Source organism: Niveibacterium sp. COAC-50 (assembly GCF_013184235.1).
Taxonomy (GTDB): Bacteria; Pseudomonadota; Gammaproteobacteria; order Burkholderiales; family Rhodocyclaceae; genus Niveibacterium; species Niveibacterium microcysteis.
Genome location: NZ_JABCJM010000007.1, coordinates 69,132 through 89,371 on the forward strand (window position 1 = coordinate 69,132; position 20,240 = coordinate 89,371).

The following is a 20,240-nucleotide window of genomic DNA, read 5'->3' on the forward strand; positions in this document are numbered from 1 at the left end:
CTTTTTTGTTGCTCCCAACATCCAGCCCGACTCTAAGAAAACACTTTGAGTGCTTGGCCCTGAGCCCGCATTCGGGCGGATCTGCGCCACGAATGGCGACTCTGGTCGATTCGCCGTTCCGGTCATGGCGGTGATGACGTGCCGCCCTGTTTGACGGTCCCGTGGCGCGATGGGGCGTCAGAGTTTGGCAATGGCGGCTATGTCAAAGTGGTGCGGGAGTCCGTCGTCAGTGAGCTTGATCTCCGTGCGGGGGCGGGCGGTTGAGTCCGTGGCGCTGTCGACCGCGGTGTCCTCAACGCTGGCGATGGCGTTGACCAGGGTGATCAAATAGCGGGTGTCGCGGTATCGGTAGGTCAGGCTGCAGCCTGGCCACGACTTCGGCATGCATGGTTCGAAGTGCAGGGTGTCGCCGGTACGGTGCAGTCCAAGCAGGGATTCGGTGATCAGCCGATACATCCACCCGGCGGAGCCGGTGTACCAGGTCCAGCCGCCACGGCCCACATGGGGCGGGCTGCCGTAAACGTCGGCGGCCATGACGTAGGGCTCGACGCGGTAGCGCGCGATGTCTTCTGCGGTGCGGCTGTGCTGCGCCGGGTTGATGAGATTGGTCAGCGCCCATGCCCGCTCGCTGTCACCCAGTTCCGCAAAGGCCATGGCTGCCCAGATGGCGCCATGGGTGTACTGGCCGCCGTTCTCGCGCACGCCCGGCACATAGCCGCGGATATAGCCGGGGTTCATCGGTGAGTGGTCGAAGGGAGGGTCAAGCAATTGGACCAGGCCGTCGTCCTGGCGGACGAGGCGGCGGAGCAAGGCTTCCATGGCATCGGCGGCGCGTGTTGGGGCCGCGGTGTGCGACAACACCGACCAGCTTTGCGCGATCGAGTCGATCTGGCATTCCTCGTTGCTTGCTGAGCCAAGCGGGCTGCCGTCGTCGAAGTAGGCGCGGCGATACCAGTGGCCGTCCCAGCCGTGCTGTTCGAGCTGCGTTTGCAATTGCGTGCGCTGGGCCGTGAAACGGGCTGCACTGGCTGGGTCGGCATGGTCCGCTGCAATGCGCGCGAACTGCTGCAACACCTCGCATAGGAAGAATCCGAGCCAGACACTCTCACCTTCGCCGCCGGCACCGACCAGGTTCATGCCGTCGTTCCAATCGCCCGATCCGATCAGCGGCAGGCCATGCCGTCCGAAACGCAGGCCGTGGTCGATCGCGCGAAGGCAGTGCTGATAGAGGGTGGCTGACGTGGTGGCCCGGCTCGGCAGATCGAAGTACGCCTCGTCGGACGGACTGACCGGACGCCCCTCCAGGCCGGTGACTTCAACGTCAAGCACACCCGTGTCGCCGGTGCATTGGACGTAGCGGGCGACCGCCAGCGGCAGCCAGAGGTAATCGTCCGAACAATGCGTGCGCACGCCACGCCCTGCAGGCGGATGCCACCAGTGTTGCACATCGCCTTCTTCGAATTGCCGGCTGGCGCACAGCAGAAGATGCGCCCGAACCAGATCGGGCTCGGCGTGCACCAGGGCCATCACATCCTGCAGTTGGTCGCGGAAGCCGAATGCGCCACCGGACTGGTAGTAACCGCTGCGCGCCCACAGGCGGCAGGCGAGCGTCTGGTACAGCAGCCAGCCGTTTGCAAGCACGTTGATGGCCGGGTCGGGCGTTTCAATCTGCACGGCGCCCAGGCTCTGGCGCCACTGCCGGTGTACCGCGTCGAGCGCTTCATCCGCGGCTTGCGTGCCGCGGAAGCGCCTGACCAGCGCTGCGGCATCGTCGGCATCGCGGCCGACACCAAGCCTGAATACGATCACGCGCTCTTCGTCTTCTGCCAGCTCGAAACACACCTGGATTGCGGCGCAGGGGTCGAGCGCTGCGCCGACCTTGCCGGAGAGTCGCACGCGCTCCATCGCAGCGGGGCGTTCGAGCGTGCGGTTGCGGCCGATGAACTCGTTGCGATCGCCGGTGAGGTTGCGGGTCGGGTCGTCCACATCGAAGAACGCCACGCGCGAGCCAAACTCCGCGCTGTATGGGTTGCGCGCATAAAGAGCGCCGCTCTGCGCGGCAACTTCGGTGCTGACGTGCATTGCCGAACGCGCGCGCAGATCGCCCAACACCCATTCGACGTAACCCGTTGCGGATAAGCGACAGGCGCGTCCAGAGTCGTTGCGTACGCGAAGCACCGAGAACTTCACCGGCGCATCGGTCGCGACGAATACGCACAGCTCGGAGTGGATGCCGCCCGAGTGTTTCTCGAACACGCTGTAACCGAATCCGTGGCGCACCACGCAAGGCATGGCGGCATGGGCGGGCTGCGGTGTGGGCGACCAGACGTGGCCGCTCTCTTCGTCGCGCAGGTAGATCGCCTCGCCGCTTGGGTCACACACCGGGTCGTTATGCCAAGGCGTGAGGCGCATCTCGTGCGCATTCTCGACCCAGGTGTAGGCGCCGCCGGTTTCCGATATCACCGTGCCAAATGCTGGATTCGCCAGCACGTTGACCCAAGGGGCCGGCGTGGTCTCGCCCGGTGCCAGCAGGATCACGTACTCGCGCCCGTCTTGCGTGTAGCCGCCGCGGCCGTTGAACATCAGCAGATTGCGGTCGGCGGCTGTCGGTGTGGCGGCAGGGGCGGGGCGATCCTGGCGAGCGGCGACAAACTGCGCGGGGCGTGGTTCGCGCGGCGGGCGCTGATCGAGCTGCTCTTCGAGCGTGCCACGACTGTCGCTGAGGATGACGCGTGCGACGGATTGGAAGAGCGTGCGGTCTTCGTTCGAAATCTGTTCGGCAGGGCGCACGAAGATGCCGCCGGGGCGATCGAGCAGGCTGGCGCCAATGCCCGAAGCAATCAGGCCGATGATCTGTTCCTGCAGGCGTTGGCGGTACCCAGCGTGGTCTTCGTTCCAGATCACCAGATCAACCTGCAGGCCCTTGAGCCGCCAGTACGCGTGCGCCTGGATCAATTGCTGCACGAGGCCGATGTTCGCTGCGTCGCCAATCTGCAGCAACACGATCGGCAGGTCGCCCGACACCGCATAGCCCCAAAGCCCCGACTGACCGCGCCGGTTGCGCAGCATCACCGACGGGTCGGCGCGCAGGCGCGCCTCGGCGTGGATGACGGCGCCTGCGAGGCGGGCATACAACTGCGCTTCGCTCTCGTTGGCGTTGAGCTGCCGCAGCACGACCTGGCTGTGGGTCCAGGCAAGTTCGAAGACGCGGTCGGCGAGGTGGCGATCGCGGTACTTCTCGACCAGAGTCAGCGCCGCAGCGCGGGTCTCTGCCATGCCGGTCACGATGTCGACAACCACCGACTGTTCGGGTTCGAGCGTGATCCGGTAACGCACCGCAACGATCGGGTCGAGCACCGAGCCCGCGGTGCCCGAAAGCGCGTTGGCCTCGCTCATCGCGAGCGGCGATGCGGTGCTGCGGCAGCGGCCGATGAAGCGGGCCCGATCGGTCTCGCACGACACCTCGTTGGTCTTTGCACCGTGCACCGTCATGGCATGCAGCATCCACGGCACCGCTTCGTCGGCTGCCCGAGGCCTGCGCGAACACAGGATCGCGCTGCGCCCAGGCAGGATCTCGGTCTGCACGAACAGATTGCTGAACGCCGGGTGCATGGCATCTGCGGCGGCGGACGCGATGACGACTTCTGCGTAGCTGGTGATCTCCACATCGCGGCTGCGACGGCCACGATTGGTGATGCGGATTCGCCGCAATTCAATGTCATCTTCCGGCGAGACGACGATCTCGGTCTGCGTGTCGAATGCCGCCCGCCCGCCATCCAGCTCGTCGTGTCGGCGGAACTCAGCACGGCCTTCGGAGAAGCTTGCTTCATAGCGAGTCGGCACCGCGAGCGTCGGCTGGTAGGTGTTGGACCAGAACTCGCCGCTGGCCACATCGAGCAGGTAACAGAAGCTGCCCCAGTTGTCGCGCGTGCCATCCTCGCGCCAGCGTGTCACCGCGATGTCGCGCCAAAGGCTGTAGCCACCCCCCGCGTTGGTCACCATCACGTGGTAGCGGCCGTTGGATAACAACTGCACTTCCGGCGTAGCCGTCAGCACGCCTGGGTAGGTGCGCAGCGGCAGTTCGGTAACCGGATCCGAACCGCCGGTGTCGAAGGGCAGTGTCCGCATCACGAAGCGCTCGGTCGGGGGCGGAATGCGTTCCTGCAGCAGTAGCAGCACTGCCTGGAACAGTGGTTCGGCCTCGAAGCGCCGCTGCATTGGTCGGCCGAGCAACAGGTAAGCAAGCGAGAGCAGGCTCATGCCCTGGTGGTGCGCCATGAAGGCTTTGATTGCCACCTTGGTCTGGCCGCGACGCTGCCGCACCGGTGTGTAGTCGATTGCCTCGAATAGGCCGAATTCGCCGACGAAGCCCTCGCTCGCCAAGCGCTGCAGGTTGCGGCAGGCGGGTTCTGGCGCCACCATCAGTGCCATCACCGAGGCGTAGGGCGCGATCACGAGATCGTCCGCAAGGCCGCGCTTGAGGCCCAGGCCGGGCACACCGAACGCACGGTACTGGTAGTTGAGCTGCACATCGACGGTGTTGTAGCCGGACTCCGATATGCCCCATGGCACGCCACGCTGTTTGCCGTATTCGATCTGGCGGGCCACTGCGGCCTTGCAGGTCTGGTCGAGCAGGCAGTTGTCGTAGCTGGGCATCACCAGCAATGGCATCAGATACTCGAACATCGATCCGCTCCACGACAGCAGAACCGGTGCGGCGCCAATGCCGGTGAGCAGGCGACCGAGTGCGAACCAGCTCTTCTGCGGGATGCGGCCTTGCGCGATCGCGACGAAGCATCCGAGGCGTGCTTCCGAGGCGAGCAGGTCGTAGTAGCTGGCGTCCGGGCGCCGGTCGGCAACGTTGTAGCCGATGCACAGCAGATGCCGGCTTGCGTCGTAGAGGAACTCGTAGTCCATCTCGGCCATTTGTTCGGCCTTGCGTGCCAGATCGGCAGCGAGCGTTTGCCGCGCGTGCGCACGCTGGCTCCCCAGCACGATCGACGCAGCAAGCTGCGTGAGCCAGGCCCGCTCGTCGGGGGCGCTTACGCGTGCAAGCCAGGCGTAGATCGATGGGCCCGCCATCGATTCAAGCCGCGCGATGTCGCTGATGCTTCGCGCTTCTGCAATCGCCTTGATGCTGCGCAGCGGCGCCTGGAGCCCGGCCGGGGCGGGCGGGAGCAGTAGCCACGGGGCGAGCTCGGTCAGCTCCGCAGCCAGCTCGCGGCACGCATCGCAGAGGGTACGCAGCGCGTTGCCGCCCGGCGCGGCCAGCGGGGCGTCCACCCACAGGCTGGGAGCCTCTGATGGGTTGGTCGGCGCTGCGCCTTCGAAGATGCGCTCGGCGTCGGATACGATCGCTTCCAGTACGCAATGGAAGGGTTCCAGCGAATCGGTTCGCGCTGCGATCACTGCCGCAATCCGCTGATCCATTGCCGCGAGCTGTGAAGAGAGCGGGCCGGTCGCGGCCTCGGCGGCGACGCCAAGGGTGTCACGTAAGCCCTCCAGGCGCTGTGGCCCGGCAATCAGCTCCAGATCGAGCTTGAGCAGGCCGGCGCGGAGCACCAGCAGGTGACCTGCGAGGTTGCCGCTATCAACCGTCGAGACGTAGCGCGGATTGAGCGGCTGCAATGTTTGCGTGTCGTACCAGTTGTAGAAGTGGCCGCGGTAGCGTTCCAGTTGCCCCATTGTCGCCAGCGTCGCCGCGCATCGTTCGAGCAGGCGTCCGCCCTGGATATAGCCGAAATCAAAGGCGCTCAGATTCGCCAGCAATGCGAGCCCGATGTTGGTTGGCGAGGTACGGTGCGCGATTGCGGCTGCGCGGTAGTGCTGGCAGTTGTCGGGCGGCAGCCAGTGATCGTCCGGCCCGACGAAGCGCTCGAAGAACGCCCAGGTCTTGCGGGCGATAACGCGCAGGAAGCGCGTTTGCACCGCCGACAGGGGCTGAACGTGTTCATGCCGCAGCTGGCTCACCCACCATGCGATCAGTGGGGCACAAAGCCACAGCGCGAGAATCGGCGCCGCCAGCATCAGCCTTGCCGGCGCGTAGGTTGCGAGGCCGATTGCAACGATGCCGGCGAGCAGCGGTGCTGCCGCCATCATGCGCAGCGTGGCGGGAAGCCCGTCGAGGTTCTCGGTCGCGGCCTTGTGTTCCACGTCGCTCGATGCGTTCCACTCCAGCATGTGCCCGCGCCGCCGCATCAGGCGCCAGGTGGTCCGCAGGATCGCGCCAAGGGTGTAGAAGGCCTCATGCGGCAAGCACGCCAGCTCGAAGATCAGCTGTGCGATGCGGCGTGTGAGCGCCTGGGCAGCGCTTGCCAGGTGCTGGTGTGGCAACACCTCGGCCGGCTTGTTGAGCAGCGCGACGAGCGCCGCACACAAGGTGGGCAGGCTCAGGATGGCGAGCACCGCGAGCGTCCAGTAGCCGGGCGACGCAAGCAGTACCCAGTCGATCAGCAACATCGCCACCAGCGCGCTCGGCACCAGGCTGCGGCGAAGGTTGTCGAGCAGCTTCCAATGCGAGAGCCGCGAGAGCGGGTTGCGCGGCCGCGTTGCGGCTGGGCTTGCCGCAGGGGCCCGGCGCAGCAGCCAGCCGAACAATTGCCAATCGCCGCGGACCCAGCGATGCCGGCGCCGCACATCGGCCCGGTAGCTCGACGGATAGTCCTCGTACAGCAGCACGTCGCTCAGCAGCCCGGCGCGCGCATAACAGCCTTCAAGCAGGTCGTGGCTGAGGATGCGGTTGTCGGGCATGCAGTCGCCCAGAGCCTGTTCGAAGGCATCGACGTCGTAGATGCCCTTGCCGGTGAACGAGCCCTCGCCGAACAGATCCTGGTACACGTCGGACACCGCGCGTGTGTAGGGGTCGATGCCTGGCACGCCGCCCGCCATGTGCGCATAGCGCGAACGATTGTTGCCCGGCAGGGTACTGGCTACCCGCGGTTGCAGGATGCCGTAGCCGGATACGACGCGACCGAGGGTTGCGTCGAAATGCGGCCGGTTGAGCGGGTGCGCCATGGTGCCGATCAACTGGCGGGCGCTATCGCGCGGCAGCAGCGTGTCGGTGTCCAGCGTGATCACGTACTTCACGCCGCCAAGCGGACCGAACTGGCCCACGATCAGCGAGAAGGCCCCGGGCGCTGCGCCGCGGAGCAGCTTGTTCAGATCGGCCAGCTTGCCGCGTTTGCGTTCGAAGCCCATCCAGATATGGTCGTGGGCGTTCCATAACCGTGGGCGATGGAACAGGCAGAAGCGGTCTTCGCCGGGTGCGCCGGGGTATTTTTGATTGAGCGCGTCGACCTGGCGTTTGGCTGCCAGCAGCAGGGCGGCATCGCCCGGCAGCGTCTCGGTCGGCGCGTCGCAGAAGTCGGTCAGAAGGCCGAAGTGAAGGTTCGGATCCTGATTGGCGAGGTAGCGGATTTCCAGGGCTTCGATCAGGGCGGCGAGCCCCGCCTGCGACGTCAGCATCGTGGGCACCACGACCAGGGTGCGCATCTCTGCCGGCAGGCCGGTCGAGAAGTCCATTTTCGGCAGCAGCTGTGGCTTCACCATCAGGCTCGTCAGCCAGTTCACCATGGCCACGCCCAGCCGACTGGCCGCGAGCAAGGATGTGATGCCGATCACAAGCAGCGTCCAGGGCTCCAGCAGGGGCGAGCGCGCCTGTGCGAGCAGCGCGGTATTGACGCCCAGGGTGATGAGCACGATCGCGCCCAGATAGAGCAGCAGCGGCGATCGGCCCGCTGCGCGCGACACGCGCGTGAGCAAGGGCGGCCTCACCTGAGCCACGCGCTCAAGCTCGATGCGGCCATCGCCGATCAGGTAGTAGCCGACGTGGCGGGCTGGTGTATCCGCGGCGGATGCTGCGGTGGCTCGCGCCTGAGCCAGCGTGACCGCCGCGCGTGCCACCTCACCCTCGCTCAGCGGCCCGTGTTTGGCCAGGTCTTCGGTCACGTGGCGATAGCGATCGCGGGTGGCGAAGTCCATGCGGGCATAGTGGCCGTCCGGGTCTTCGCGCAGCGTCTCTTCAACGATGCTGTGCGCCTCGACGAACTCACGCCATTCGATCGCGCCGATCACGCGCAGGCTGCCAATGCTGTTGCTGATCGATACCTGATCCGCCGCCTGTTGCTGGTTCTCGGCCTGAACCTGCTGTTCAATCGTCAGCGCAGCTTCCGCAAGATGCTGTTCGATCCAGGTCAGCGGCAGTGCGAGGGAAGGGCCCCGGCCCTGCAAGCGTCGCGCGAGCTCGGCGACGAAGGCGGTGGTCATCGGTGGGTTGGATCGCGCCATGTCCGCGATCACCAGAATCAGGCTCTTCGGGTCTGACTCCACGGCGGTGGTCATCTGGTCAGCCCAGGCGCCCGCCAGCTTTCGGTCTGACCAACTGCTCTCGATACGGATTGCGACGCGCCGCAGGTTCTCGATCACCGCCAGGCGCAGCATGATCGGCGTCGCCCACAACTCGCCCAGCCGCAAGGGCGTGACGGTCTGGTAGGCGGAAACGAACTGGCTCAGCCCATGCGGATCGATACGGCCATCGCCATGCGAAACGATCTCCAGCGCGATGTCATAGACGCGTGGCAGGGCAGGCCCGTAGGTGGCCTTCAGTCGAGGCAAGCCGCGGCTGTAGCCCTTCGGTAGATGCCGTTTTGCGTTGCGAATCTGCTCTTCGATCAGGTAGAAGTTGTCGAGCAGCCACTCGCCCGCTGGCGTGAAGCGACGGCTTCCCGCTGGGCTGTCGTTGAGCGTTCGGCAGACTTCGATGAGCATGCGCTCGTTGTCAGCCAAACGCAGCAAAAGGTGATCGGCGTCGTGCGCGTGTACCACCGCATGCATGGCGGCTAGCCGCTTGCCGTGTTGCGCCATCTGTTTGGCGCTGAACAACTCGGCGCGCAGCGGCGGCTCGTCGGTGCGAACCTCACGGTGCCGCATCAAGCCGCGCAGTGATGCGCGGAGCGGCGTCCAGAACAGGTCGGAGATGAAGCCGTTTTCCTTGGGCATGTCAGAGGCCCTTGTTGCGGCGGAAGGGGGCCGATCGCGTTGGCGCAGCGAAACGTGCGGGGGTTGGGGGGCTGGGTGTGCACACTGTCGGTCGCCCCCGCGGCGGTGCCGCGGGGGCGATCATGGGCAAGCCGTTTCTCACTTGATACGCATGTCGTCCTTCACCGACTTCACACCACCAACACCGCGGGTGACTTCGATGGCCTTGTTGATGGCGCTCTGCGACGTTACGAAGCCGCTGAGCTGAACGACCCCCTTGAAGGTCTCGACATTGATCTCGGCCGACTTGAGACTCGGCTCGTTGAAGATTGCGCCCTTGACCTTGCTCGTGATGACGGTGTCGTCGACGTATTCGCCGGTGCCTTCATTCCGGGCGGTCGAAGCACAGCCGACGACCGAGAACAACGATGCGGCGATGAGGATGCTGGAGAGGTAGTGACGTGTCTTGCCCATGATGGAACTCCTGAAATTCGTATAGCGATGGGGCGCAGCGCTGAGGCGGCGACGGCGTTTTGCAGTCGCACGCTCGGCGCTACGTGTTCGCGTCGCGGTTCTTGCGGGCACGCGCGGCGTGCCGACGCAACTCCGCTGCGCGTTGGAGTGCGAGGTCCGCGAGCATTAGCGAACCACGCGAAAGGTTGCGTGGTAGGCGAGCAGCAGGGCTGCAGCGCCGACGACGGCGAGCACTTGGCTCGGCAGGTTGATGCCGGCAACGTCGTTGTGGCCGAAGGTGGTGATGATGCTGCCGCCCATGACGGCGCCGATGGTGCCGATGCCAACGTCGATCAGGGTCGTGCGCTCCGAGCTGTGCATGCGCATGCTGGCGAAGAAGCCGATGACCAGGCCGATGACGATCCATCCAAGTAGTGACATGAGTGCCTCCAATGAGGCGGGCGATCCGGAGTGCTCCCGGCACGTTGAGTGAAACTGTTCAACGCTGCCCGATCACCTGGCGGAAACCTCAGGTGCAGCGTAGCGGGTCGGCGCCCGGGCGTCGGTGCGCTGCCGTACATTGGGCGGGGACAAATATGCTGTTGGCGTTGTCGCCCCGCAGTGAATAAGGCCGGCGGCGCCAAGCCAGCGCGAAGCGGTGTCAGGCGACGACTGCTGCGTGCGGCATCTTCAGCAGCCGTGCGAGCGCATCCGGCAGCAAGGGATAGCTGAACAGGAAGCCTTGGCCTTCGTCGCAGTGTTCGCGGCGGAGGAACGACAGCTGTAGTGCCGTTTCAACGCCCTCTGCAATCACGCGCTGCTTGAGGTTGCGCCCCATGCCGATCACCGCGCCGACGATGGTGGCGTTGTCGACATCGGTCTCGATGTCGCGCACGAAGGATTGATCGATCTTCAGCGTGTTGATCGGAAAGCGCCTCAGGTAGCTGAGGCTGGAATAGCCGGTACCAAAATCGTCGATGGCCAGTTGTATGCCCATGCGTTTGAGCGCTTCAAGCGCGGTGGCCGAACTCTCGGCGTCGTGCATCAGCACGCTTTCGGTCAGTTCAAGCTCAAGATGGCTTGGGTCGATCCCGGTCTCTGTGAGGATCTTGGAAACCTCGTCGATGAAGAGCGGATGCCGGAACTCCAGCGCCGAGATGTTTACCGACACGGGCACTACCGCGAGGCCCGCGCGCTGCCAGCTCATCACCTGTTCGCAGGCCTGTCGCAATACCCAGCGGCCGATCGGTACGATCAGCCCGCACTGCTCTGCAATCGGTATGAACTGGGCGGGACCAATCAAGCCCAGTGTCGGTTCATGCCAACGCAGCAGGGCCTCGGCACCGGTCATCGCGCCCGAGGCGATATCGACCTTGGGCTGATAGTGCAGCACGAACTCACCGCGCTTCAACGCACGGCGCAGGCCGTTTTCCACGAACATCCGGTGGCCCGCCTCGGCATGCATGTTCGCCTTGAAAAACTGGTAGTTGTTTCGACCGGATGCCTTTGCGTGATACATCGCGGCATCCGCGTTCTGCAACATGGAATCGAGGGTCGGTGCGTCGTCGGGATACACGCTGATGCCGATGCTCAAGGTGACATGAAGCTCGTGGCCACCGATGTGGTGCGGGGGCCCAAAGGCAGCGAGGATCTTGTCGGATATCTGCGCCGCATCGTCCCGGCGCTCGATCTCGGCAAGCAGGATCACGAACTCGTCGCCGCCCTGGCGGCACACCGTGTCTGTCGCCCGCACGCATGTGCGCAGACGGTCGGCAACGGATTTGAGCAGTTGATCGCCGACGGTGTGACCGAGCGAATCGTTGATGTGCTTGAAGTAGTCGAGATCGAGGAAAAGCAATGCGGCCTGCTTGCGGTGCCGTACCGCGAAGCGGATCGCCTGCGACAGGCGTTCGGTCAGGAGCACGCGATTGGGCAGATCCGTCAGGAAGTCGTGCTGCGCGAGGTGCGCCATCTTCAGCGTCATCGCCCGCGATTCGCTGACGTCGTGAAACACGATGACTGCGCCGACGACCTTGCCGGCGCGGTTGTGGATCGGCGCCGCGGAATCTTCGATCGCAGCCTCGGAACCGTCGCGCCGGACCAGCATGCTGCCGGCCGCCAGGGCAACCGTGCGGTTCTCCCGTATCGCCATCAGTGCGGGGTTTTCCGCTTCGGTCCGGTCTTCACCGTCGATGGTGCGGAACACTTCGCCCAAGGGGCGTCCCTGCGCCTCGGCTTTAGGCCAGCCAGTAAGCCGTTCCGCCACGATGTTGAGGTAGCTGACGTTACCCTCCACATCGGTGGCAAGCACTGCGTCGCCGATCGAATTGAGCGTGACCTGGGCGCGCTCCTTCTCGTCGAACAGCGCGTCCTCCGCGGCACGTAGCACCGCCTCGTTCGCCTTGCGGCCGGTAATGTCCTCGAAGGTCAGCACATGGCCACGCGGGGCGTGGCGACCGGGCAGCGCGGCACTGTGCACCCGCACCCAGAGCTCTGGTTCGCCGGGGCGGCTGAAGCGCAATTCCGATTGAAACCGCTGGTCGTGATGAATCGCGTGTCGCCATTCCGAGCGCACCCGTTTCTGGTCGCCCGCATGGACGGTGCCGAACCACGACGAGCCCACCGCAGCGGCCGGGCCTTTGCCTACGATGGCGTGGTACACCGCATTGGCATAGACGCAGCGGTCTTCCGAATCGGCCACCAGTATCCCCAGCGGCGATGCATCGCTGATCGCGCGAAAGCGCGCTTCACTATCCATCAACGCGTGCTTGGCGGCTTGCGTCTCGATCACATGCGTACAGAGCAGGGGGAGGGCGCTGGCGTCGAAACTCTCGGTCGAGATATAGCCTTGCGCGCCGAGCGCGACCGCTTCGCGCGCGAGTGCGTCATCGCTACCGGAACTCAGCACGAGTATCGCGGCGTCAGGCGCCGCTTCGCTCACCTGCAGAAAGACCGCGAGGCCTTGCTGATCGGGCAGGCTCAGGTTCAGCAGCACGCTTGATTCGGCGTGCCGGTGCAACCAGTCGAGCGCATCGGCGAGGCGCGTTACCCATCGCACGCGGAACATGCCATCGCCCGAGGCGGACAGCGCATGCGTTACCCGTTCGGCGACCAGGCGGTCCGCTTCAACGAGGAGGAGTTTGGTTGGCGGTGGTGTCATGCGCATCACTGATCCTGAGTGCGGGGATTGAATTCGACGATGCGGGCGGCGATACTCATCAGTCGGCTACGCTGCCGTTGGCAGCGAGAAACTTGCGCACCTGGGTGCCAAAGGTGTCGTCGGTGCGCCGTATCCATTCGAGCAGCATTGCAGCGTGTTCCTTCTCGTCGTCGCGGTTGTGCTCCAGGATCGATCTCAGCGCCTCGTCATGACAGGCATTTGCGCGCTGGTTGTAGGCGTCGATCGCCTCCAGCTCCTCGGCGAGCGAAATGAGCGCACGGTGCATGTCGCGCGCTTCATGCGGTAATTCGTGAACCGGCTCCTGATAACCCATGGTCGACATCGTTTGCACCTTTCGTACCCGTAGCGGGCGCATCCTGGGCTTTCGCTGCAGGCGGTTCAGTTTTTCAGAGGCGCGCCTGCTTGCGGCGCGTTGGCAGTGGTCTGTTGTTCGAGCAGGTTGCCCTCCCAGCGGCAGTGCATGGCGCTGCACTGGTACCGATGGACCGGCGTGAACCAACTCAGCAGCCGGTCGAGCACCCTTCGTCGGATTCGGTAGATCGGGCTCGCGCAGAGCGGGCAGCGGTGGCCGGGCGCCAGATGTGCCGCTTGAACTCGGCTTACGACACAAGCGTGAGCAGGTTCGCGCACATGCAGGATGGTCGCGTTTGCTTTCAGCATGCTGGTGCCGGCGCTGGTGGAGGCTGGCCCTTGTTCCGGTCTCCTGTCGGCTTGGCCGCAGCGTATTCGACGGCGACGGTCGCCAACGCCGGATGACCGTAGCGGCGCAGTAGTAAGGTCAGAAAGACGTTCACCGCCGCAAAGGCCGTCAGCAGCGAGAGTGGGAGCAGCAAGTCTCTTACGATGAACACGGTGTATTGCCTCTCTGGTTGGTCGTAGGGACCAATGACACCCACCCGCGAGTGGGTGCCAAGCACGGGGGCGACCGATCAGTCGGTACGCGTGGCGGGGCGCTTTTCATAGTCGGCCCATCAACAGCAGCGCGATGATGACGACCACCACCAGGCCCAGCCCGCCGCTTGGCAGATAGCCCCAACTGCGGCTGTGAGGCCACGTGGGTATCGCGCCGATCAGAAGAACGATCAGCACGATCAGTAGCAGTGTTCCAAGGCTCATGGTGGCCTCCTGGTATGGCGACATGGCGAGCCAGCCGCGGGGGCGGGGCAAGTGCCCTCGGCAGACGCGCGGGCGTTCCTGTGTCGGTGGGGGGAAGGGGCGGGCAGCGGGCTTGGTGGCGGGCGCGCACCGAATCGTCCTGAGACTGCACGCGCCCTTGGTGGTGGTCGTCAGCGACGGCTGAACATGAACCCGATGACGAGTCCCGCCAGGGCGGTTGCACCGACGGTCTTCCATGGGTTGGTCCGCACATAGCCATCGGTTGCGATCGCTGCGCCACGCACCTTCTCGCCCAGCGCACCCTTGCTGTTGATGGCGTAGGTCTTTGCGTCGTCGAAGGACTGCGCAACCTTCGTCTGAACTTGCGCCAGATCGCTGGCCGTCGCCGCAGCGATTTCCTGGATCAGGCCGCTCGTGTCGGCGACGACATGTTTCAGGTCAACCGCCAGTCGATCCTTGCTGCCGATGCCGGTCACTGGATTCAGTTCGGTGTTCATGGTGTCTCCTTGGTTTGTCGGTTTGATTCGCGTGCGGCGCGGGGCTAGCCACGGCCGAGCCCGAAGAGCAGGGTTACGACGAAGATGACTACGAAGATGTAGAAGAGGATTCGCGCGATCTCAGCGGTGCCCGCGGCAACGCCGGTGAAACCGAAAACCGCAGCGACGATTGAAACCAGAAAGAAGATCAGGGCCCATCTCAACATGACGGCCTCCCATGCAGGGCGCGGTGCCCGGAGGTGTGCTCGGTGAAGAACCCGCTCGCAGTGTCGTCAGGCTGTTAGGCCCCACGTCTGCAGTGCGGTGCGTCTGCGAGCCGGCTCTTCAATGTGAATCGTGTGCCAAGGCGTATCGGACGTCTGTTCGGCACCGCACACAGGTGGCGGCTCTTTGTTCGGTTGGACGGCGCTCAGCGCGTGTCTCGATTCACTTCTTGGCGGGCTTCTCGATTTCGTGCCCGATGATGCCGCCCACGGCGGCCCCGCCGATCGTGCCGACTGGGCTGCCTCCGGTGAGTACCGATCCGCCCACCGCGCCGGCGCCGGCGCCGATCAGCGTTCCCTTGTCCTGGCGTGACATGCCGGCACAGCCGGTGACGCCTACGATCAGCGCAATGGCCAATGCGTAGCGGGTATTACTTCGATTGACTCTCATGATGTGACCTTGTCCTTATGCGCTGTCGATGGCCGGTGCGGCGCACCGGCCATGCGGAGGCTTATTTGCCGAACGTCGATTTTGCTTGGGCGAGACAACGGTCCTTCGCTGCGCCGGCCATCGCATCGCACTTCTCTTTCTCGACGGCATAGCGCGCGTCGCGCTTCTCTACGGTGGCGTCGGTGCGAGCATCAGCGGCAGCTGTTTTCGCATCGCTCTTTGCTACGGCTGTCTTCTCCGTAGCCGTTGCTGCCGCGTCAGAACTCTTCAGCTGCACGGTCGCGTCGGCCTTGGCGCTCGTCTCAGCCGCCTTGGCTTCCTTGATGCAGACATCCTTGGCGTTATCCGCCTTGTCGTTGCAGCGCTCGCGGGCGACGGAGTAGTCGGCTTCGGCCTTGGCGACACGTGCGTTGTAGTGGGTTTTGCGAGTGGGGGTATAGCTCGCTTCGAGGTCGGCCTCGGAGATCTTCTGTGCAGCCTTTGCCTGGGCGACGCAGAGCTTGTTTTGCTGGCCAGACATGTTTGCGCAGGCCGCTTTACCGAGTTTGTAGTCGGCGTCGATCTTGTCTTGCTGGGTTCGGTAGTCCGTTTTGGTCATGGCCTGTGCAAGCCCGATCGGGGCGAACGCAAGAAAGAACGACATGGCGAGGATGGTATGGATGTGCTTCATGGTGTGACCTCAAGTGTTGGGGTTGGGTGCGGCTCCGCGGGCTTGGCATTGCAGGCCCTTGTTGGCCGATGCCGCGTGACAGATCCGAAGAGATGGGGCCTCGGCCCCGCCGGGTCAGCTTGTCCTTGGCGGCACTCGGATGTATGGAGGCTAGGGCTTGGGGTGGGGCGCGTCTGTTCGCTGACGCACCCTGAACTGGCTGCAACCGGAGCAGTGGCGGGGGCGGTCTGCGACCAACCGCCATTGGGATCTGAATCTGGCAAAGGTGCACTTCGGCCCGCAGGCAGGCGCTACATCAACAGCCTCCCTCCGTATGTTCGCTAGCGCACATATGGAGGGATTTTGGCGACCTATACTGGAAATGCGACTTGCATCGGTCGCCGATCCGGCCACGTTTGGCTCGGTGGCGCCCAAGGCCGGAGACCCCGCATGGAAACGACCCATTCCCCGCTGCAAAACCATCTGCTCGCCGCACTGCCGGACGATCAGATGGCGCGTATTGCACCCGCACTCGAACTGGTGGCGATGCCGCTCGGTGATGTGTTGTACGAACCCGGTATTCCGATGCGCAGTGTGTACTTCCCGACCACATCGATCGTGTCGCTGCTCTATGTAATGGAAGATGGCGCCTCGGCCGAGATTGCCGTGGTCGGTAACGAAGGCATCGTCGGCGTATCACTCTTCATGGGCGGGGAGACGACGCCAAGCCGCGCCGTTGTGCAGAGTGCAGGCCACGCTTACCGAATGAAGGGGCAGGTTCTGAAGGACGAATTCGAACGTGCCGATACCCTGCAACGCCTCTTGTTGCGCTACACGCAAGCCTTGCTCACGCAGATGGCGCAGACCGCGGTGTGCAACCGCCATCACTCGCTTGATCAGCAGCTTTGTCGTTGGCTCCTGCTGAGTCTCGACCGCCTGCCAAGCAACAAGCTGGTCATGACCCAGGAGTTGATTGCGAACATGCTCGGGGTGCGGCGTGAGGGGGTGACCGAGGCCGCCGGAAATCTGCAGAAGGCGGGACTGATCGAGTACCACCGCGGGCATATCACGGTGATCAATCGGCCCGGCCTGGAAGCACGATCCTGCGAATGCTACGCGGTGGTGAAACGCGAGTGCGATCGTCTGCTGCCGGACGCGCCAGCGTGATGCGAAGCTTGCCTCGCGCCAGTTGAGCGGCGCCAAACTGCCGCAGTCTATGTGCGCCAGCGTCCAGACAACCCAATCCGCCAAACGCAGGCTGGGGGCCTGATAAGCCGCGGCGCATCCGCCCGCGGCCAACGCCAGTTTCGCGGCAGGGGCCAAACGTGCAAACCAGAACGGCGACACCATCAAGCAATCAGCTACTCGCGCGTTTGCCGCGTCGGGAACTCTCAAAGGTCATGACATCCTGCGTGGAGGTAGACCTTGTTTTCGCCGATGTCGTTGCGGAGCCGGGTAGCGCGATCCGCCGGGTCCTGTTTCCGGTGCGAAGCATCATTTCGCTGACCACGGCGATCGGGCCGCATTCCGGGTTGGAAGTGGGGCTGATCGGTGACGAGGGCATGCTTGGCGCTACATTGCTGATGGGTGTCGATGCCGCGCCATTGCACGCATTGGTGCAAGGGCAGGGAACCGCGTTGTCGATGAGCCGAGAGAGCTTCCTGAGCGCCGCTGCAGTCGGCAGTGCGCTGCACCGGGTGCTCTTCCGCTACATGTATGTGCTGATGCAGCAGCTGGCGCAAACGGCTGCGTGTAACCGATTCCATGTGGTCGAGGCTCGGCTCGCGCGCTGGCTGTTGATGACCCACGACCGCACGCATGCCGACGGCCTTCATGTCACACAGGAATTCCTCGCCTGGATGCTTGGCGTGCGGCGGGTTGGCGTAACCAAGGCTGCCGGCGCCCTGCAACAGCGCAAACTGATCCACTACGCGCGGGGTGAGATCACGGTTCTTGACCGGGTTGGGCTGGAGGCCGCGGCGTGCAATTGCTATGCAGCGGACTGCGCAACCTACGCCGCCGGCATGCACTAGGCATGCAACAGCATGGACGCGTGCGGCATCAAAAGTACGCAGCGACGCGAACACCGCACTCGGCTTGCCGATCGCCACGCGAGGCCGATGCGTTGCGGTGCCGGGAGTAGGTGATGGCCGCGGATACGAAGCCATGGTGGCTCGATGCGGCCGAGCAGGACGCCGCCGCTGCGGATTCTGCTGCGCTTGGTCTGACCGCATCCGAGGCCAAGAGCCGGCTTGATGCCGCAGGGCCAAACGAGTTTCGAGCGCACGACCAGAAGTCACCTTTGAGGCAGTTCGTCGCCCGATTCGGCAATCCGCTGGTGCTGATCCTGCTGATCGCAGGGGGCGTGTCGGCCCTCTCGGGTGAGGTGACGAACTTCATCATCATCACCTTGATCGTGTTGATGAGCATCACGCTAGACTTTGTTCAGGAGTACCGCGCCAACGCCGCGGCGGACAAGCTGCGGCAGTCGGTTGCCGTGCGCGCCTCGGTGGTGCGCGATGGCGTGGCGGCAGCTCTGCCGATTGCGGATATCGTGCCCGGCGACGTAGCCATGCTCGCAGCGGGTGACCTGATCCCGGCCGATGGGTTGCTGATCGCGGCGAAGGATTTCTTCGTCAAACAGGCGCTGCTGACCGGCGAGGCGTACCCGGTCGAGAAACATGCAGGCCGTTTGCCGGATACCGCAACCGACATGCAGGACGCCGCCAACGCGGTGTTCATGGGTACCTCGGTCATCAGCGGCAGTGCCAGCATGCGCGTGGTGAAGACGGGGCTGGCGACGGCGATCGGCGAGATCGCCGACACCATCTCGCGCCCGGCAACGCCCAGTTCGTTCGAGGTGGGCACGCGGCGCTTCGGCATGTTGATCATGCGCCTGACCGTGCTGATGGTGATGTTCGTGCTGCTGGTGAATGCCTTGCAGCACCGCCCCTGGCTCGAATCATTCCTGTTCGCCGTGGCGCTCGCCGTGGGCCTCACGCCCGAGCTGCTGCCGATGGTGGTGTCGGTGACCCTTGCACGCGGCGCGGCACGCATGGCGCGGGCCAAGATGATCGTGAAGCGCCTCTCTGCGATCCAGGATCTCGGTTCGATGGACGTGCTGTGTACCGACAAGACCGGCACGCTGACCGAGGCGAAGATCCGCATGGTGCGCCATGTGGATGCGCAGGGCGCATCGAGCGAACGGGTATTGCACCTCGCCTGGCTCAACAGCTTCTTCGAGAGCGGGCTCAAGACACCGCTCGACGAGGCGATTCTCGACTCCGCCGGGCAGGCCGTCGGCGCCTGGCAGAAGATCGACGAAGTGCCGTTCGACTTCGAGCGCCGCTGCGTGTCGGTGCTGATCGACGATGGGCAAACGCGCTGGCTGGTCGTGAAGGGTGCGCCTGACGAAATCATGCGCCTCTGCACCCATGTCGAGATGGGCGAGGACGCACATCAGATGCCGTTTGACGCCGCGGCCGCAACGACCGCCAGGGCCAGCTGCCACGCACTCGAAGACGACGGCTTTCGCGTGCTGGGCATTGCCTGGCGCGAAGTGGGGCGCGATCACCCGCATGCCGTGGTGGGCGACGAAACGGGCCTGGTGCTGGCCGGCTTCGGCGCCTTTCTCGATCCGCCCAAGGCCAGTGCGGCCGAAGCGCTGGAGGCCCTGCGCAGGGATGGCATCGCGATCAAGATCGTCACTGGGGATAGCGATCGCGTGACCCGGCATGTGTGCGGTGAGCTCGGTATTCCGGTGTCGGGTGTTGTCAGCGGCGCCGAGATCGCCACGCTTGATGACCAGGCGCTGCGCATCCGCGTTGAGCAGAGCAACCTGTTCTGCCGCGTGAATCCGGCGCAGAAGAACCGCGTGATCGAAGCGCTGCGCGCACGCGGCCATGTGGTCGGCTACCTGGGCGACGGCATCAACGACGCGCCGTCGCTGCATTCCGCCGACGTGGGCTTGTCGGTGGAATCTGCGGTGGACGTGGCCAAGGAGGCTGCGGACATGATCCTGCTGGAGCAAGACCTGCATGTGCTGCACGCCGGCGTGGTGGAGGGGCGTCGCACCTTCGGCAACATCATGAAGTACATCATGATGGGCACCAGCTCGAACTTCGGGAACATGTTCAGCATGGCGGGCGCATCGCTGTTCCTGCCCTTCCTGCCGATGTTGCCGACGCAGATCCTGCTCAACAACATCCTCTACGACATCTCTGAAGTGGCGATCCCGCTCGACGAAGTCGATGCGGTGGACCTTGCCGCGCCGCGGGTGCTCGATCTTTCCTTCATCCGCAACTTCATGCTGGTGATCGGGCCGATCAGTTCCTTGTTCGACTTCCTCACGTTCTACGTGATGCTCAAGGTGCTCAACGCCGACGCAGCACTGTTCCAGACCGGCTGGTTCGTCGAGTCGCTGTGCACCCAGGTGCTGGTGATCTTCATCATCCGCACCCGCGGCAATCCGCTGCGCAGCCGCGCAAGCGGGGTGCTCACGGCAACCTCGCTGGCCGTGGTGGCGCTGTCCTTGGTGCTGCCCTACACGCCGCTCGCCAGCCACTTTGGCTTTGTGCCGCCGCCGCTGCGGTTCTACCTGATCCTTGGCGCCATGGTCGCGGTCTATCTGGTCGCGGTGGAGCTTGCCAAGCGCGCCTTCTATCACTTTGCAAGTCACCGCAGCGGGCTGTTGCCCGCGGCTAAAGGGGGCTGA

The 20,240-nt window shown here is 64.5% G+C and carries 14 protein-coding genes; 3 read left to right on the forward strand and 11 right to left on the reverse strand.

Features of this window, described 5'->3' with window-relative positions; translation table 11 throughout:
* Nucleotides 1-177 precede the first annotated feature (177 nt).
* The 11 genes from HH302_RS19645 to HH302_RS19695 form a co-directional block, all read right to left on the reverse strand.
* A complete protein-coding gene (locus tag HH302_RS19645) occupies nucleotides 178-8,997 on the reverse strand; it encodes a glycoside hydrolase family 94 protein (protein ID WP_253946244.1) in 8,820 nt (2,939 codons plus the stop codon).
* A 138-nt stretch (nucleotides 8,998-9,135) separates the two neighbouring features.
* Nucleotides 9,136-9,450 carry a BON domain-containing protein gene (locus HH302_RS19650; protein ID WP_172204279.1) on the reverse strand — a complete coding sequence of 105 codons (315 nt, stop codon included), beginning with the start codon at nucleotides 9,448-9,450 and terminating at the stop codon, nucleotides 9,136-9,138.
* 165 nt (nucleotides 9,451-9,615) lie between these two features.
* Entirely contained in the window at nucleotides 9,616-9,870 is a 255-nt protein-coding gene (locus HH302_RS19655; protein WP_172204281.1) for a GlsB/YeaQ/YmgE family stress response membrane protein, read from the reverse strand.
* Nucleotides 9,871-10,090: 220 nt separating this feature from the next.
* A complete protein-coding gene (locus HH302_RS19660; protein ID WP_172204284.1) occupies nucleotides 10,091-12,589 on the reverse strand; it encodes a bifunctional diguanylate cyclase/phosphodiesterase in 2,499 nt (832 codons plus the stop codon).
* A 58-nt stretch (nucleotides 12,590-12,647) separates the two neighbouring features.
* Nucleotides 12,648-12,932: a ferritin gene (locus tag HH302_RS19665; protein ID WP_172204286.1), complete on the reverse strand. Its 285-nt coding sequence runs from the start codon at nucleotides 12,930-12,932 to the stop codon at nucleotides 12,648-12,650.
* A gap of 56 nt (nucleotides 12,933-12,988) precedes the next feature.
* Nucleotides 12,989-13,270, reverse strand: coding sequence for a hypothetical protein (locus HH302_RS19670; RefSeq protein ID WP_172204288.1), 282 nt, complete (start codon nucleotides 13,268-13,270; stop codon nucleotides 12,989-12,991).
* A 297-nt stretch (nucleotides 13,271-13,567) separates the two neighbouring features.
* On the reverse strand, nucleotides 13,568-13,726 hold the full coding sequence (locus HH302_RS19675) for a DUF3309 domain-containing protein (RefSeq protein ID WP_172204290.1): 159 nt from the start codon (nucleotides 13,724-13,726) through the stop codon (nucleotides 13,568-13,570).
* Between the two features lie 170 nt (nucleotides 13,727-13,896).
* Nucleotides 13,897-14,223 (reverse strand): YqjD family protein, encoded by a 327-nt coding sequence (locus tag HH302_RS19680; protein ID WP_172204292.1) that lies wholly within the window; start codon nucleotides 14,221-14,223, stop codon nucleotides 13,897-13,899.
* Between the two features lie 44 nt (nucleotides 14,224-14,267).
* Entirely contained in the window at nucleotides 14,268-14,429 is a 162-nt protein-coding gene (locus tag HH302_RS19685; protein WP_172204294.1) for a DUF1328 domain-containing protein, read from the reverse strand.
* 220 nt (nucleotides 14,430-14,649) lie between these two features.
* A complete protein-coding gene (locus HH302_RS19690; protein WP_172204296.1) occupies nucleotides 14,650-14,877 on the reverse strand; it encodes a glycine zipper 2TM domain-containing protein in 228 nt (75 codons plus the stop codon).
* A 61-nt stretch (nucleotides 14,878-14,938) separates the two neighbouring features.
* Nucleotides 14,939-15,547 carry a hypothetical protein gene (locus HH302_RS19695; RefSeq protein WP_172204298.1) on the reverse strand — a complete coding sequence of 203 codons (609 nt, stop codon included), beginning with the start codon at nucleotides 15,545-15,547 and terminating at the stop codon, nucleotides 14,939-14,941.
* Between the two features lie 429 nt (nucleotides 15,548-15,976).
* On the opposite strand from HH302_RS19695, the gene HH302_RS19700 reads away from it, so the two are divergent.
* The 3 genes from HH302_RS19700 (at nucleotide 15,977) to mgtA (ending at nucleotide 20,240) form a co-directional block, all read left to right on the forward strand.
* Entirely contained in the window at nucleotides 15,977-16,693 is a 717-nt protein-coding gene (locus HH302_RS19700; RefSeq protein ID WP_172204300.1) for a Crp/Fnr family transcriptional regulator, read from the forward strand.
* A 233-nt stretch (nucleotides 16,694-16,926) separates the two neighbouring features.
* Nucleotides 16,927-17,559, forward strand: coding sequence for a Crp/Fnr family transcriptional regulator (locus HH302_RS19705; protein ID WP_172204302.1), 633 nt, complete (start codon nucleotides 16,927-16,929; stop codon nucleotides 17,557-17,559).
* A 113-nt stretch (nucleotides 17,560-17,672) separates the two neighbouring features.
* The gene (gene mgtA / locus HH302_RS19710; RefSeq protein ID WP_172204304.1) at nucleotides 17,673-20,240 is read left to right on the forward strand and encodes a magnesium-translocating P-type ATPase; all 2,568 of its coding nucleotides are present in this window, start codon (nucleotides 17,673-17,675) and stop codon (nucleotides 20,238-20,240) included.